This window comes from Phocaeicola sp. RTP21359st1_B8_RTP21360_211022, from assembly GCF_040911965.1.
Classification (GTDB): domain Bacteria; phylum Bacteroidota; class Bacteroidia; order Bacteroidales; family Bacteroidaceae; genus Phocaeicola; species Phocaeicola vulgatus.
Genome location: NZ_JBDFXP010000004.1, coordinates 81,670 through 97,957 on the forward strand (window position 1 = coordinate 81,670; position 16,288 = coordinate 97,957).

Here is a 16,288-nt window from a genome sequence, read left to right on the forward strand (position 1 = left end):
ATTAATAAAGACTTTGTCATACAGACTAAAACACATAATACGAATGGAAAAGACATGGAGATGGTTTGGGAAGAAAGATAAGATAACGCTTACCATGCTTAGGCAAATCGGGGTGGAAGGAATCGTGACCGCCCTTCACGATGTACCTAACGGTGAAATCTGGGCTTTGGAAGCTATCCAAAGTTTAAAAGATTATATTGAATCTCATCAATTGCGCTGGTCGGTGGTAGAAAGCCTGCCGGTAAGTGAAGCTATCAAATATGCCGGTCCTGAACGGGATCAATTGATAGAAAACTACAAAGTAAGCCTTGCCAACCTAGGTAAAGCGGGTATCAAGACCGTATGCTATAACTTCATGCCTGTCATTGATTGGATACGTACCGATTTGGAACATCCTTGGGAGGACGGAACCAGTTCTTTGTACTTTGACAAGATCCGGTTCGCCTATTTTGACTGTATGATTCTTCAGCGTGAAGGGGCGGAGAAAGACTATACCGATTTGGAATTACAACAGGTGCGTGAATTGGATAAGACTATAACCGAAGCCGAGAAAAACGAATTGGTCGATACCATTATAGTCAAGACGCAGGGATTTGTAAATGGTAATATAAAGGAGGGAGACCGGCATCCGGTAACCATATTCCGCCGTCTTTTGTCTTTGTATGATGGGATAGACCGTGATGCCCTGCGTGAAAACTTACGTTATTTCTTGCAGGCTGTCATGCCGGTGTGTGATGAGTACGGTATAAATATGTGCATCCATCCGGACGATCCCCCTTTCCAGGTATTGGGCTTGCCGCGTATTGTGACCGGTGAGGAAGATATCAACTGGCTTCTCCATGCGGTTGATAACCCGCATAACGGGCTGACATTCTGTGCCGGTTCGCTCAGCGCCGGATTGCATAACAACGTACCTTTGTTGGCACGTATGTTTGCACACCGCACTCATTTTGTACATTTGCGCAGTACCAATGCGTTTCCCAACGGGAATTTTATAGAAGCATCTCATTTGGGAGGGCGTGCTCATGTGATAGAGTTGATCCGTATTTTTGAGAAAGAACGTCCGGGTGTCCCGATGCGTGTGGATCATGGGCGCATGATGCTGGATGATGCCGGCAAAGGATACAACCCGGGGTATTCGTTTCATGGCCGTATGATGGCCTTGGCTCAGATAGAAGGCATGATGGCGGTTATCAACGAGGAATCAAAACTTAAATCCTAGATTGACGTACATACTCACTTTATTGGCTCGGTTTGCATAGTTTAGTGATGCCTCTAAGGGGCCGAACATACTATCCAAACCGTAGCCTATACCACAGCCGAACATGGTATCCTGTTCCAACAGGTACCTCAGCTTGCTTGCACTCAGCGCATAATTGCCCGTTAACGTCAGATAATGCACACTTCCCATCCGTTGGCGGAATTTCATGCTTCCTATCAGTAACGCATTCTTTGTTAATTCCACATTGTTTATCCCGACAAATGGTAGTTGCTGTTGCAGGAAACGTCCTTGCACATCCCCCCCCATCGCATTGAGTTTGGAGTAAGGAATATCTTTCCCTATCAGAAAACGTCCGTATATGGCAGGCAGTATGGAGAATCTGCGTGTAACGGGAATCACTCCCTGGCAATAGCCTTTTATGGCAGAGAAAGGAGCGTGGTCGTCATATTTGGTGAAATTATCCGTATAAAGTGAATAGGACGCTCGTGCTGATATGCCTTTGGTAGGGAAATATGCCTTGTCGAAAGTTTCGTAATGCATTTGTGCGAAATAGCTGAAGAAGTGTTCTGTTCCTACGTCAAAACCTTGGTTCCCTTCCTGGTATAGGAATTTGTCATAGTCATATAATTCATACCTCAGCCCCACGGCAAAGCGTATGTTTTTGTACCAAACATCCGAAAAGGATAACTCTCCCAAATGATAGCGGTAGGTAGAGTTATGTGATTTATCTCCATGATGGTAAAAGTTTATATCATTGTACTGGAACATATATGCCAGTCCGATGTTCTTCAATGGAGCCGGTTCGAATCCATAATCTATGCGGGCGGCATAACGTTTGCCCAATCGTCCTGTCAGTGACAGCGTAGTGGGTACTTTTCCCCGGAAATTGCTGGTGACATTAATGAGCAGACTGGCTGTTTCTTCCGAATCAAAACGGATTCCTACGTTCAGCTTATTCTCATATTTCTTGCTTAAAAGAAAATGCAGGTTATAACCTCCGCCGGGGGCTTCGGGCAGATTGTAAGTGGCGCTGGAATATTCCAGATTGGAGCATAGTATGGCTGTTGCTTCTTCTATGCGGCGAAGGCTTATTTCGGAGTCTTCTTTCAAATCACAGCGCTTCAACAGCCACCGTTTGTCTTTTTCGTCCAATCCGTCAAAGGTGATTTCTTTTATATACACTTTGCGGTTGGGGGAGTACGGATAGCTGGGAAGGGGTTTCGGCATATAGGTACTGTCCAGCCCCAGTTCCTGCTTCAGCTTTATCAAGGAGTTTTTTTGTGCCAATGCCGCTTCTTCTCCCCGACGAATCAGTGTGTCCACCGCACTGGGGGTGAAACTGGCGGCAGAATACCCCTCCACATCCACCTTTATATATGTATCGGTTTCTTTCAGATTCTTTTTATAAAGTTCCAGTCCCATTAAATTGATGAGTTGCCCCAAGATACTGCCGGTGCTATTCAGTTCGTTGGCGGGTTTCAAGTCATTTTGAACATCCACTCCTATAATAATGTCCGCCCCCATGGCACGCGCTACATTTACAGGGTAGTTGTTTACCACACCTCCATCCACTAGAACCATACTGTCCAGCCGGACCGGAGTGAATACTCCCGGTATGGCCATACTGGCCCGCATGGCCGTAGCCAATACACCTTTGTGAAAATTTACCTCGTTGCCATTTACAATATTTTCGGAAACACAGGCGAAGGGAATAGGTAACTTGTTGAAATCGATGGAATCATGATATCCTACGGTCAGCTCACTGAACAGGTTTGCCAGGTTCTGTCCCTTTATCAATCCTCCTACGGCTTGCGTTTTGGCATTTTTACCGAATGGCAGGGAAAATACATATTTTTCGGAAGCCTCCCGTTCCGCCATATTCTGTTCGCTGCGTGGTATTTTGTCACTCAGCAGAAAGGACCAATCCTGCCGGCGAACCATGCTATCCATCTGTTCGGGAGTATAACCGATGGAATAAAGTCCGCCTATAATGGAGCCCATACTGGTCCCTACCACGTAATCTATAGGGATACCCGCTTCTTCTATAACTTTCAAAGCACCTATATGTGCCATTCCTTTGGCTCCTCCGCCGCTGAGAACAACGCCCACTTTTTTTCGGGGACCAGGTTGGGCCGTTGTGTGAACGGAGATACAAAGTAACCCTGCTGCTATTAACAGGGTCGGGAATTTCATTTTTTTCATTTTACTATAAATCTAGTTTAAGTTAAAAAACAAAAACAGTGCAAAGATGGTCTAATCTTTCAGCTTTCACAAGTGCTGATTGTCATAGATATTGGTCTATTTTGCTGCTGAGGTTTCAAAGATAGGGAATTGTACCGGAAAAAAGAATTTTGTATATCGCTTTTTTGTCGTACCTTTGTCTGTGTAACGAAAAAAAGTATGGATAATTTTGCAGCAATAGACTTCGAGACGGCAAATAATGAACGTACCAGCATATGTAGTGTAGGGGTGGTTATTGTGAGAAATGGTGAGATAGCCGACCGGTTCTACAGCCTCGTTCATCCCGAACCGGATTACTATTTGTATTGGAACACCCGTATTCATGGATTGACACAGGAAGATACTGCCCATGCTCCTGTTTTTTCGGAAGTATGGAAGCAGGTTGCCCCTAAAATAGAGGGGCTTCCGCTGGTTGCGCATAACAAAGCCTTTGATGAGGGGTGTTTGAAAGCCGTGTTCCGTACTTATTGTATGGATTATCCTGATTATGACTTTTATTGTACCTATCAGGCTTCCCGGAAGCTGAAAGGGTTGAGAAACCACCAGTTACATACGGTGGCCGGTTTTTTGGGTTTTGAATTGGAGAATCACCATCATGCGCTGGCTGATGCTGAGGCGTGTGCATGGATTGCCAGACAGATTCTGTGAGTTATAATTAAAGATTTATGATTTCTGAAACCCATGATACAAGAAGATACTTATAAAACCATTACAGACATTGCCGAAGGCATATATACGGAGAAACGGAGTAAATTTATAGCTATTGCCATTCCGGTACGTACCATAGAGGAAATAAAGCAGCATCTTGACACGTATCAGAAGAAATATTACGATGCCCGCCATGTGTGTTACGCTTATATGCTGGGGCATGAAAGGAAGGATTTCAGGGCAAATGATAACGGAGAGCCTTCGGGTACTGCAGGAAAGCCTATTTTGGGGCAAATAAATTCCAATGAGCTGACGGATATCCTTATTATAGTGGTCCGTTACTTTGGAGGTATAAAATTGGGAACCAGCGGACTGATTGTCGCTTACAAGGCCGCCGCTGCCGAAGCAATAGCTGCTGCTGATATAGTGGAAAGAACAGTGGATGAAGAAATCACCGTATCCTTTGAATATCCTTTTATGAATGATATCATGCGCATTGTGAAAGAAGACGAGCCTGCCATCTTGGAGCAATCATATGATATGGATTGCCTGATGAGGCTCCGGATACGTAAATCCATGATGGGAAAACTCCGTGCACGTCTGGAGAAGGTGGAAACTGCCCGTATTATTGAATAACTCTGTCGGTACGTCGATATTTTTGGGGCCATATTCACTGCGTTCACAGCAGATGAGAAGAATACGGAATGTGGCTGTAAAATGTCTTCCCCATATCAAATGAAACATATTTGTAATATGGATGAAATATTACAGATATACCGAACCTATATCTTTGCAGCCGTAAACAAAGAAAGTCACATTAATAAAAATGAGAAATACACTTGTAGCGTCTGCTTTTACAATGCTGAGTATTGCAACTGCTTCCGCACAGCTGACTATTCCTAAAGAATATCTGCCGGAAGTACATGGAACGATCCGCGGTAAATATGAACTTCAAACCACTAACGGAATGCAACGGTTTCAGGTACGTAACGCCCGTGTCAGTCTGGACGGGAAGGTTCTTCCGGTAATTGCTTATAAGGCTGAAATAGACTTGTCCGATGAGGGAAGCATCAAGATGCTGGATGCATATGCCCGCTTTGTTCCCAATGATACATGGAATGTCACACTAGGACAGATGCGTGTGCCTTTCACCATAGACGCTCATCGATCTCCCCACCAACAATATTTTGCCAATCGTTCGTTCATAGCCAAACAGGTGGGGAATGTGCGTGATGTGGGTGCTACCGGAGCTTTCTCTTTAAAGGAGGGACTGCCGTTGAAGCTGGAAGGCGGATTGTTCAACGGCTCCGGACTCACCAATCAGAAAGAGTGGCACAACACGTTGAATTATTCTGTTAAGCTTCAATTGATGCCGTGGAAAAATTATAACTTGACTTTGAGTACCCAGAAAATACATCCCGATAAAATCAGCGTTTATATGTATGATATCGGTACTTACTACGAGTTTGATAATTGGCATATAGAAGCCGAATACCTTTATAAAACTTATGCGAAAAACTCATTTGATGATGTACATGCTTTCAACGCCTTTGTCAATTACGATTTGTTTATCAAGAAAGGCCTGTTCCGGAAAATTTCATTTCTAGGACGTTATGACAGTATGGGAGATCATAGTAACGGTAATGCGGATGAGGATGGTAAGCTTTACATTACCGATTATTCCCGCCAGCGTGTGACTGGAGGTGTGACATTAAGCTTTGGAAAGGCTTTTCAGGCGGATTTGCGTCTTAATTACGAGAAATATTTCTATGATAAACTATCTTTGGCAAAAGAGTCCGAACAAGACAAGTTTGTGATGGAATTAATGGTACGGTTCTGAAAAAAGCAGGGGGACACTCCCTGCTTTTTTGCTGTTTGTCCTTCTTGTCTTTTCCTTTTCCATCCCTGCCTTTATTCCGGAACTCACCGGCATATCCGTGATATTTCTTCGGGTAACAGGCTTTTCCTCGACAGGCAGTGCGCCTTCTTCCGCCAAGGGGGCAAGTCTATCCCCACCTCTCTTTCATCATATCTTCCAGTTTCAGCAGCTCATCCCTGTATTGTGCAGCTTCTATAAATTCCAGCTTCTTGGCAGCTTCCTGCATCAGTTTCCGGGTACGTTCTATCGTTTTCTCCATCTGTGGCTTGGTCATATACTGAACAATCGGGTCGGCAGCCGTTGTATCGGAAGATGGCTCGATGTATGCCTTGGGGCCTTGAGTGGTTCCGGTAACTTCGTTGCTGTTGTTGCCCAACAAGGCAGCATTCCGCGCACGCTGTATCTGTTTGGGGGTGATTCCATGCTCTTCGTTATATGCCAGCTGTTTTTCACGACGGCGGTTGGTTTCGTCTATCGTTTTTTTCATGCTGTCCGTCATGCGGTCTGCATACATGATTACTTTTCCATTGATATTGCGGGCGGCGCGTCCTGCTGTCTGGGTCAGCGAACGGTGGGAGCGGAGGAACCCTTCTTTGTCTGCATCCAGAATGGCGACCAAAGACACTTCGGGCAAGTCCAGACCTTCACGAAGCAAATTCACACCCACCAGTACATCATAAACGCCCTGACGTAATTCATCCATAATCTTGACGCGTTCCAAAGTGTCCACATCGCTGTGGATGTAGTTGCAGCGGATGTCATTGCGCAGCAGATATTCGGTCAATTCTTCTGCCATGCGTTTGGTAAGCGTGGTCACCAGTACACGTTCTTCTTTCTCGATGCGTTGCTGTATCTCTTCCATCAGGTCGTCAATCTGATTCAGACTGGGGCGTACTTCAATTACCGGGTCCAGCAATCCGGTAGGACGGATAACCTGTTCAACGATAATGCCTTCACTTTCCACCAATTCATAATCGGCAGGTGTGGCACTGACATAAATCACTTGTTTGGCCAGTTCCTTGAACTCTTCAAATTTTAGAGGACGGTTGTCAAAAGCCGACTCCATCCGGAAACCATATTCCACCAAATTGGTTTTTCTGGCCCGGTCACCACCATACATGGCACGTATTTGCGGTACGCTGACATGGCTTTCGTCTATTACAATCAGGAAATCATCCGGAAAGAAGTCCAGCAGACAGTAAGGACGGGTACCTGCATTACGCCCGTCAAAGTAGCGGGAATAATTTTCTATGCCCGAACAATGCCCCAGTTCGCGAATCATCTCCATATCGTATGTCACGCGCTCATAGAGTCGTTTCGCCTCATACATTTTTCCTTCCTCCTCGAATTTGGCCACCTCTTTCGTCAAGTCGTCCTCAATCTGATGAATAGCTCTCAACTGGCTCTCTTTGGTGGTCATAAAAAGATTGGCCGGATAAATTTTGTATTCATCAAAAGTTGCCAGACGGATTCCCGAAATAGGGTCTATCTCTTCAATGGCATCAATTTCATCGTCCCAAAACATAACCCGGAGGAGATTGTCGCTATATGCCAGGTAAATGTCTACCGTGTCACCTTTTACGCGGAAGTTTCCGCGGTTCAGTTCTATGTCGTTACGCACATACAGGCTGTCCACCAAGCGGCGTAAAAATACATTCCTGTCCAGCAGTTTGCCTTTTTTTATCTCGATTACGTTATTATAGAAATCCGACGGGTTCCCCATACCGTAGATGCAGGACACGGAAGACACCACCACCACGTCCTTCCGTCCCGACAGCAGGGCAGAGGTGGCAGCCAGCCGCAATTTGTCAATCTCTTCATTAATGGCCAGATCCTTTTCTATATAGGTGTCGCTGGACGGCAAGTATGCTTCCGGCTGGTAATAGTCATAATAAGATACATAGTATTCCACAGCATTATTGGGAAAGAAACTCTTGAACTCTCCGTATAACTGGGCTGCCAATGTTTTGTTATGGCTTAATATCAAGGTGGGCTTATTGATGTTTTTAATTACATTTGCAATCGTGAAAGTCTTGCCGGACCCGGTGACCCCCAATAAAGTTTGTGCGGGGACTCCTTCCAGCACCCCTTCGGTCAGCTGGGCGATAGCTTCCGGTTGGTCGCCGGTGGGTTGGTATTCGGAAATCAATTCAAAATTCATAATAGCATGTTTGGTTTAATGAGATGTAAAAATACAGTTATTTCCTTAGATATTATCTATTCATCTCTAAAAAATAGACTCTTGTCGACTTTTTAGCATTTAAAAACATGGAAATATTGCATTATTCGGTGGAAAGGCGTAAATTTGCGCAATTATTTGAATAAGATGAAAAAATATATCATTATAGCTCTTGTCTCCGGTACGGTTCTAACGTCTTGTGGAGAGTATAACAAAGTTTTAAAAAGCACGGACTACGAATACAAGTACGAAGCGGCCAAAAGTTACTTTGGCAAAGGGCAGAATACTAAGGCGGCCACCATTCTGGAGGAATTGATTACCATCATGAAGGGAACGGATAAGGCTGAGGAATCACTTTATATGTTGGGTATGACCTACTATAATCAGGGTGACTTCATCACAGCTTCGCATTATTTCACCACTTATTATAATACTTATCCGCGTGGGGTCTATACGGAACAGGCCAGATATTTTTCAGGAAAAGCATTGTTCCTGGATACTCCGGAACCTCGTTTGGACCAGTCGAGCACCTATAAGGCTATTCAGGAGTTGCAGATGTTTATGGAATATTTCCCTACCAGTAGCCGTCGGCAGGATGCACAGCAAATGATTTTTGATTTGCAGGACAAGCTGGTGATGAAAGACTATCTGGCTGCGAAATTGTATTATGATTTGGGCTCTTATACAGGAAACAGTACTTATAGCACTACCGGTAACAACTATTTGTCTTGCATCGTTACCGCCCAGAATGCTTTGAAAGACTATCCCTATACCAAGATGCGCGAAGATCTTTCTATCCTGGTCTTGCGTGCCAAATATGATATGGCGAAAGCGAGCGTGGAAGAAAAGAAAGAAGAGCGTATGCGTGAAACGATAGATGAATATTATTCTTTCAAGAACGAGTTTCCCGACAGCAAGTATACTAAAGAAGTGGAGAGCATCTACAAGGATGCCAATAAGTACGTAAAAGAATTTAATGAATAAAACTAAATAAGAAATTATGGATTACAAAAAGACAAACGCTCCAAGTAATACTGTTACCCGTGACATGATGGATTTATGTGCAGACACAGGTAACATTTATGAAACTGTTGCTATCATTGGCAAACGTGCCAACCAGATTAGTGTTGAGATGAAGAATGATCTTTCAAAGAAATTGCAGGAGTTTGCCTCATACAACGATAACCTGGAAGAAGTCTTTGAAAATAGAGAGCAGATCGAAATCTCACGTTATTACGAAAAACTTCCGAAACCGACATTGATCGCTGCTCAGGAATATGAAGAAGGCAAGGTTTATTTCCGTAATCCTGCTAAAGAAAAAGAGAAACTACAGTGATTTTTCATTTGGGGCTGTGCAAAAGGTCTTTACCGCAGGTTACACGGATCGTTCTATTTTGAAACATGAGTCGTTTCGTGTGGAAACTGTATCAATCTGAGTAATCTGTGGTACATTTTGATGCACCTCACATTATATTAGCCCTGTTATGCTGAACGCAGTGAGGAATCTGATAACCATTCACTTTGTGTTTTCAGGTTTTTCACTGCGTTTAGAATGACGGGTTGTATGATTAAAATTAAAGAGACTATGATACAACGCATTCAATCTGTTTATTTACTTGTTGTTACCATTTTGATTATTATTTGCCTGTGTAGTCCCGTAGGCTCATACATAGGAAGTGATTATAGTGTTTCCGCTTTAACAAATCTGTGTCTTACTATGGCGGATGGTACTAAAGATTATGCTCCATGGGCCTTGTTTGTGATTTTGCTGGTTGTTGCGGTTCTTGCTTTCGGCACTATCTTCTTGTTCAAAAAACGCATGTTGCAAATCCGTCTGACTATTTTCAGCACCATTTTGTTGATCGGGTATTATGCCACATTGGTCACTTTTATTTTTATGTTGAAAGAAGAGTCTATGACATTTTCTCCTTCATGGACTGTGTGTCTGCCGTTGGTTGCCATCATTTTGAATTGGCTTGCCATCCGCGCCATTGGTAAGGATGAGGTATTGGTTAAAGCATACGACCGTTTGAGATAAGCTGAGGGAATTATTATGTATGATATAAAAAGCCTGCAAGATTCATCTTGCAGGCTTTTGTATTATGAGAGAGAGTCCTTTTTTTATTTAGTAATATCTATCAGATAACTCAGCCGTATGCCTATGAATGAATGGGCTGATCTTTCGAAGAAATCTCTTTTCGAGTTCTTGTAAAAGTCGCTCAATCCCATATAGTAACGTCCTTCCAGCAGGAAATGTCCGATACCGGTACTTACTTCCAGACCGGCGCCGGCTGTGATACCATAATCAAATTTATTCTCCACCTCTTTACCGTGTTCCGGTCTTGTTGTAGAAGTAGTCCAGTTTATCTTTTCGTTGTCACCCAGGAAAAAGCCGATTTGTGGTCCTGCATTGAAAAAGACCTTCACTCCCCGGTTCAATGCATCCTTGCCGAATGCCAGATGTGCCATGAAAGGGATTTCCAGATAATTCATGGTGCGGCTGTAAGAATTGCCGGAATCATCTTCTATCTTTTCGTCCCATCCGCGTTGTGAATAGTTTATTTCCATTTGCACGCCACACATCATCTTGAAATATTTCTCGGACATATATCTCATGGTAACCCCCATAGACATGGTGTTCAAGGTGTTCAGTTTGATTTTCGGGTTGAAGCTGACGGAACTCATGTTCAGACCACCATTGATGCCGACGGCAAAATTATGACGTTCTTCACCCAACTGTGCAGCTGCCGGCAATGCAAAGAGCAATGCCAGTACAAGCAGCCCGAAGTTCTTATACTTTTTCATTATTCAAAATCAAGTTTAATCAGTTCAAAGTCCTTGGTAAAATGAACGAAGAACACTTTACGATTGATAAATCCACCCCAGTTGTTTACGCGTTCAAATTTAAATCCGGTCTGGATAGGGGTGACAGCCACCTTGTCCAGTTTGTCTTCCAGTTTGTTGCCGTATTGGGACAGGCCCTTCAGGAAGAAATATCCTGTATCGAATCCCAGCATACCATATTTAGGGAATGAGTTGAGCATATCCTTGCTGTACCATTTGCGGTAAGCCGATGAGAACTGAACGGCTTCCGGAAATAAATTGTTTGTGTAAAACGAAGAATAGAAATAGGTGTCCAGTTCATAGAAACTGGCCAGATGGTCGTTGGTATAGGTCTGCCATTCCGGATAGCCGAATAACTGCATACGGTAGTCGGGATTGTCACGGGAGGTCACAATCAGTTGTGGTAACAGTTTTATCAATGCCACGTTGGTGCCGGAAGTCGGGATGAATACATTATCCATACTATGGTTCATCGCGCCTTTCAATGATTCCGGAGTAATATTTTCCCCTTTTAATTCGGTAAAAGGAATGCGTTTGGTTTTTAACTCCTCTTTCAGTCCTTTTATAAAATCCACTTTGTCTTTGTCACCATCTTCTGCATCCAGGAAGATAACATTGGCGGTTGTAAACTTGCGGGTAAAATGCTCGTAAACTTCCGAGTACAGATAAGATTGGGGAGTATTTATCTGATAGATGGCGGGATTGCTGAAAACTTCATTCCCTTTGGAGGTAAAAGGTACTACCAGCCGGATATTGTTTTTCTTGGCGAATTCCGCAACCGGTTTCACCTGGTCGGGATAAGCCGGGCCGAAGATAATATCCATGCTCTTCAATTCACTTCTATCCAGAATGTTCTTGATGGAAGAAGTATTGTTATGGGTATCGTATGAGTACAGGTCGATGGATACTCCTTTTTCCTTCAAGCTGTCTACTGCCATCAGGAAGCCTTCATAGTATTCCACCATACGTGTCTGTTCGTCACGGTTGCCCTTGCCGTCTGTCATGAATGGCAGCATTACGGCAGCTTTGATGGTAGATATTTTGCGTGCCTCCTTCTTGCTTTCATTAAACAGCTGGTCGTCCGTGGGGATTACGGCAGGCGTATTATCCACAGGCGTTTCAGTCTTTGTATCCTTAGGATATGGAATACAAAGGAACCTTCCTTTTTTCAGTTTTTCGGTACGCAGTTCAGGATTGGCGGCAATCAGTTCGGCTTCTGTGATGCCATACAGGCGGCTGATGCTGAATATCGTTTCCTTGCGTTCCACTTTATGCATATCCCTGCAATTGGGTTTCAGTGGGGTGGAAGTGGTGACCGGCTTGGTAGTCTGTGCGGCTTTCACCTCGTTCATGATTATCTCCTCGCTGTCCGTCACCTTGGCGGGAATTACGATAACCTGTCCGATACGGAAATTCTCCGCGCTCAGTCCGGGATTTGCCTGGCAGATGCGTTGTGCGGTTACTCCATAGCGTTGTGTCAGCTTGTACAAGGTTTCACCCGACTGGATGGTATGGAACATCTGCTGTTCCGTTCCGATGTTCTTTTGTGGAATCTTCAATGTTTCACCGGTTTTAATTTTCTGGTCGCTGCCGGGGTTCATTTTAACGATATCACCGGTAGTGACATTATACATGCTGGCTATGGAATAAAGACTTTGCCCTTTGGTGATGGTGTGCAGGAAATAGCCGGAAGACTGTGTTTGAGCCATCATTCCGGTGCTGCTGGCAGACAAGGCTGCGATAAGATATAATGCTCGAATAAATTTCATTTGCAGTGTGTTGATTAAACTGAGTGGCAAAAGTACAAAAAAAACTGTTTTATTCACATTATATAGAAAGAATAGAAAATATTATTAGGCTTTTTAATTAAATATTTCGTCGGGAAGCATTAATTTTGCAAAGATTACGCAGAGTAAGAAGATTATGAGTGAAGAAAAAGAACTGATTAATGTATACGGTGCCCGTGTACATAACTTGAAAGATATAGATGTTGAAATTCCACGGAACAGCCTGACGGTGATAACCGGATTGAGCGGAAGCGGTAAATCGTCTTTGGCATTCGATACCATCTTCGCCGAAGGGCAGCGGAGATACATTGAGACCTTTTCCGCATACGCCCGTAATTTCCTGGGAGGGTTGGAGCGCCCGGATGTGGATAAGATTACAGGACTCAGCCCGGTAATTTCCATCGAACAGAAAACGACAAACAAGAATCCCCGCTCTACCGTGGGAACTACGACAGAGATATACGATTATCTCCGTTTGCTCTATGCCCGTGCAGGAGTTGCTTATTCTTATCTTTCGGGAGAGAAAATGGTGAAATATACCGAGGAACAGATCATCGGTCTGATTCACCGGGATTATCAGGGTAAGAAGATATTCATGCTTGCCCCGTTGGTACGTACCCGCAAGGGGCATTACAAAGAACTTTTCGAACAAGTGCGCAAGAAAGGTTATCTGTATGTCCGCGTGGACGGCGAGGTGCGCGAGATTGTACACGGCATGAAGCTGGACCGTTATAAAAATCATGATATAGAAGTTGTGATAGATAAGTTGGTCGTATCGGAAAAGGATGACAAACGGCTGAAACAGAGCGTTGCCACTGCCATGCAGCAGGGTGAGGGGCTGATTATGATTTATGACGCCGATACCCGGGAGGTGCGCCATTACAGCAAGCGGTTGATGTGTCCTGTTACCGGACTGTCTTATAAAGAACCCGCCCCTCATAATTTTTCGTTTAACTCTCCGCAGGGAGCTTGCCCCCGTTGTAAGGGGCTGGGGTATGTGAATCTGATTGATGTGGACAAAGTGATTCCCGACAGGAATCTTTCCATTTACGAAGGAGCCATCGCTCCTTTGGGCAAATATAAAAATGCCATGATTTTCTGGCAGATAGAGGCCCTGCTTGAAAAATATGATTTTACGATCAAGACACCGGTCAAGGATATGCCGGATGATGCGATAGACGAAATACTCTATGGCTCGGATGAGCGTATCAAGATAAAGAGCACCTTGATTCATACCTCTTCCGATTACTTTGTAACTTATGAAGGGATTGTGAAGTACATCCAGATGATGCAGGAGAAAGATGCATCGGCCACTGCCCAGAAGTGGGCGGAACAGTTTGCCAAGACCGATGTCTGTCCCGAATGCAAGGGCGCGCGCCTGAACAAGGAGGCGTTGCATTTCCGTATCCACGACAAGAACATCTATGAACTGGCAAGCATGGATATCAACGAACTGTATGACTGGTTGCAACAGGTCGATCCTTTTCTGGAAGACAAGCAGCGCATGATTGCCGCCGAGATTTTGAAGGAGATCCGTACCCGTCTTAAGTTTTTGTTGGATGTGGGACTGGATTATCTTTCACTGAATCGCACCTCGGTATCCCTTTCGGGAGGCGAGAGCCAGCGCATCCGTCTGGCAACTCAAATCGGCTCCCAGCTGGTGAACGTGCTTTATATTCTGGATGAACCGAGTATCGGATTACACCAACGGGACAACCTCCGCCTTATCAACTCTTTGAAGAAGTTGCGTGACACAGGTAACTCTGTCATCGTGGTGGAGCATGACAAGGATATGATGCTGGCGGCAGACTATGTGGTTGATATGGGACCGAAGGCGGGCCGCCTGGGAGGCGAGGTAGTGTTTCAGGGGACTCCGAAACAAATGCTTCAGACAGGAACGCTTACCTCTAAGTATTTAAACGGACAGATGAAGATAGAGATACCGGCCGAACGCCGCCCCGGTAACGGGAAATCCTTATGGCTGAGAGGGGCGAAGGGGAACAACCTGAAGAATGTGGATGTGGAATTTCCTTTGGGAAAACTCATTTGCGTCACAGGGGTGTCCGGCAGTGGCAAATCCACGCTGATAAACGATACCTTGCAGCCCATCCTGTCACAGCATTTCTACCGTTCTTTGCAGGAACCTCTGCCCTATGACAGTGTGGAAGGACTGGACTATATAGATAAGGTGGTGAATGTGGACCAGTCGCCGCTGGGCAGGACACCGCGTTCCAATCCGGCCACCTATACAGGAGTATTCTCGGATATCCGGAATCTGTTTGTCGGTCTGCCCGAAGCGAAGATCCGTGGCTATAAGCCGGGGCGTTTCTCGTTCAATGTAACCGGAGGACGCTGCGAGGCTTGCGGCGGTAACGGATACAAGACCATCGAAATGAATTTCCTGCCCGATGTGCTGGTACCTTGCGAGGTTTGTCACGGTAAACGATATAACCGCGAGACGCTGGAAGTGCGCTATAAGGGTAAATCCATAGCCGATGTACTGGACATGACCATCAATCGTGCTGTAGAGTTCTTTGAGAATGTGCCTCAGATTCTGAATAAAATCAAAGTGCTGCAAGAGGTGGGGTTAGGATATATTAAACTGGGACAGCCCTCCACCACCTTGTCGGGCGGAGAGAGCCAGCGTGTGAAACTGGCTACGGAACTGTCCAAGCGTGATACCGGCAAAACGATGTATATTCTGGATGAGCCTACTACCGGGCTTCATTTCGAAGATATCCGTGTGCTGATGAATGTATTGAACAAACTGGTGGAGAAAGGCAATACCGTTCTGGTTATTGAACATAACCTGGACGTGATCAAACTGGCGGATTACATCATCGATATGGGTCCCGAAGGCGGAAGGGGCGGAGGACAGGTGCTTGCTGCCGGAACTCCTGAGGAAGTGGCCGGAAGCAAGAAAGGATATACCCCGAAATTTATAAAAGAAGAATTGGAAAATTAACCGGCATACCAGCAATGAAAGAGAAAATAGCTAAAACCAACGTAGCCCGTCTGCTTGATAAGGCCAAGATAGCATACGAGCTTATTCCATACGAAGTAGACGAGAACGACCTCAGCGCTGTTCACGTTGCCGCCAGTTTGGGCGAGAACATAGAACAAGTCTTCAAGACTTTGGTGCTTCATGGGGATAAATCCGGATATTTTGTCTGTGTCATACCCGGCGAGCACGAGGTGGATTTAAAAATGGCGGCAAAAGTCTCAGGTAACAAGAAATGCGACCTGATTCCCATGAAAGAGCTGCTTCCCCTGACAGGATATATCCGGGGAGGATGTTCTCCCATCGGCATGAAAAAGCATTTCCCCACCTATATACACGAGACTTGCACCGCATTCCCGTACATTTATATCAGTGCCGGTATCCGCGGATTACAGATAAAAATAGCGGCCGATGACCTGATAAAAGAAACGAAAGCAGAGATTTGTTCCCTTTTCACCGAATAAATATGCCAAAAAGAGTCACATTT

General features: G+C 44.8%; 13 protein-coding genes. 9 read left to right on the top strand and 4 right to left on the bottom strand.

What is annotated here, in order from left to right; genetic code table 11:
• Nucleotides 1–43: 43 nt before the first annotated feature.
• Nucleotides 44–1,222 (top strand): mannonate dehydratase, encoded by a 1,179-nt coding sequence (uxuA, locus tag AB5062_RS02940; protein ID WP_117616069.1) that lies wholly within the window; start codon nt 44–46, stop codon nt 1,220–1,222.
• Here the strand turns inward: uxuA and AB5062_RS02945 are convergent.
• Nucleotides 1,205–3,424, bottom strand: coding sequence for a patatin-like phospholipase family protein (locus AB5062_RS02945; RefSeq protein ID WP_012055519.1), 2,220 nt, complete (start codon nt 3,422–3,424; stop codon nt 1,205–1,207). The two genes, uxuA and AB5062_RS02945, sit on opposite strands and share 18 nt — an antisense overlap.
• Before the next feature lie 198 nt (nt 3,425–3,622).
• Here AB5062_RS02945 and AB5062_RS02950 point away from each other — a divergent pair, with 198 nt between their 5' ends.
• From AB5062_RS02950 to AB5062_RS02960, 3 genes are all read left to right on the top strand, one after another.
• Nucleotides 3,623–4,111 carry a 3'-5' exonuclease gene (locus AB5062_RS02950; protein WP_368326832.1) on the top strand — a complete coding sequence of 163 codons (489 nt, stop codon included), beginning with the start codon at nt 3,623–3,625 and terminating at the stop codon, nt 4,109–4,111.
• Between the two features lie 33 nt (nt 4,112–4,144).
• On the top strand, nt 4,145–4,747 hold the full coding sequence (locus AB5062_RS02955; protein WP_005846644.1) for a YigZ family protein: 603 nt from the start codon (nt 4,145–4,147) through the stop codon (nt 4,745–4,747).
• Nucleotides 4,748–4,937: 190 nt separating this feature from the next.
• The gene (locus AB5062_RS02960) at nt 4,938–5,951 is read left to right on the top strand and encodes a porin (RefSeq protein WP_117616068.1); all 1,014 of its coding nucleotides are present in this window, start codon (nt 4,938–4,940) and stop codon (nt 5,949–5,951) included.
• Nucleotides 5,952–6,117: 166 nt separating this feature from the next.
• Here AB5062_RS02960 and uvrB read toward each other — a convergent pair whose 3' ends face one another.
• Nucleotides 6,118–8,151: an excinuclease ABC subunit UvrB gene (gene uvrB, locus AB5062_RS02965; protein WP_022509062.1), complete on the bottom strand. Its 2,034-nt coding sequence runs from the start codon at nt 8,149–8,151 to the stop codon at nt 6,118–6,120.
• Between the two features lie 165 nt (nt 8,152–8,316).
• Between uvrB and AB5062_RS02970 the strand changes: the two genes are divergently transcribed.
• The 3 genes from AB5062_RS02970 to AB5062_RS02980 all read left to right on the top strand — a co-directional run bounded on the left by AB5062_RS02970 (nt 8,317) and on the right by AB5062_RS02980 (nt 10,207).
• Nucleotides 8,317–9,153, top strand: coding sequence for an outer membrane protein assembly factor BamD (locus tag AB5062_RS02970; protein ID WP_005853238.1), 837 nt, complete (start codon nt 8,317–8,319; stop codon nt 9,151–9,153).
• A 16-nt stretch (nt 9,154–9,169) separates the two neighbouring features.
• The gene (locus tag AB5062_RS02975; RefSeq protein ID WP_005846636.1) at nt 9,170–9,505 is read left to right on the top strand and encodes a DNA-directed RNA polymerase subunit omega; all 336 of its coding nucleotides are present in this window, start codon (nt 9,170–9,172) and stop codon (nt 9,503–9,505) included.
• A gap of 249 nt (nt 9,506–9,754) precedes the next feature.
• Nucleotides 9,755–10,207, top strand: coding sequence for a DUF4293 domain-containing protein (locus tag AB5062_RS02980; protein WP_005846634.1), 453 nt, complete (start codon nt 9,755–9,757; stop codon nt 10,205–10,207).
• A gap of 83 nt (nt 10,208–10,290) precedes the next feature.
• Here the strand turns inward: AB5062_RS02980 and AB5062_RS02985 are convergent, their stop codons facing one another.
• Nucleotides 10,291–10,974, bottom strand: coding sequence for a porin family protein (locus tag AB5062_RS02985; RefSeq protein WP_005846633.1), 684 nt, complete (start codon nt 10,972–10,974; stop codon nt 10,291–10,293).
• Nucleotides 10,974–12,782, bottom strand: a complete 1,809-nt coding sequence (locus AB5062_RS02990) for a LysM peptidoglycan-binding domain-containing protein (protein WP_005846631.1) — start codon at nt 12,780–12,782, stop codon at nt 10,974–10,976. The genes AB5062_RS02985 and AB5062_RS02990 overlap by 1 nt, the downstream gene beginning before the upstream one ends.
• Before the next feature lie 154 nt (nt 12,783–12,936).
• Here AB5062_RS02990 and uvrA point away from each other — a divergent pair, with 154 nt between their 5' ends.
• Nucleotides 12,937–15,765, top strand: a complete 2,829-nt coding sequence (gene uvrA, locus AB5062_RS02995; RefSeq protein ID WP_349201470.1) for an excinuclease ABC subunit UvrA — start codon at nt 12,937–12,939, stop codon at nt 15,763–15,765.
• Between the two features lie 14 nt (nt 15,766–15,779).
• Nucleotides 15,780–16,265 carry a Cys-tRNA(Pro) deacylase gene (gene ybaK / locus AB5062_RS03000; RefSeq protein ID WP_005846627.1) on the top strand — a complete coding sequence of 162 codons (486 nt, stop codon included), beginning with the start codon at nt 15,780–15,782 and terminating at the stop codon, nt 16,263–16,265.
• Nucleotides 16,266–16,288: the final 23 nt, after the last annotated feature.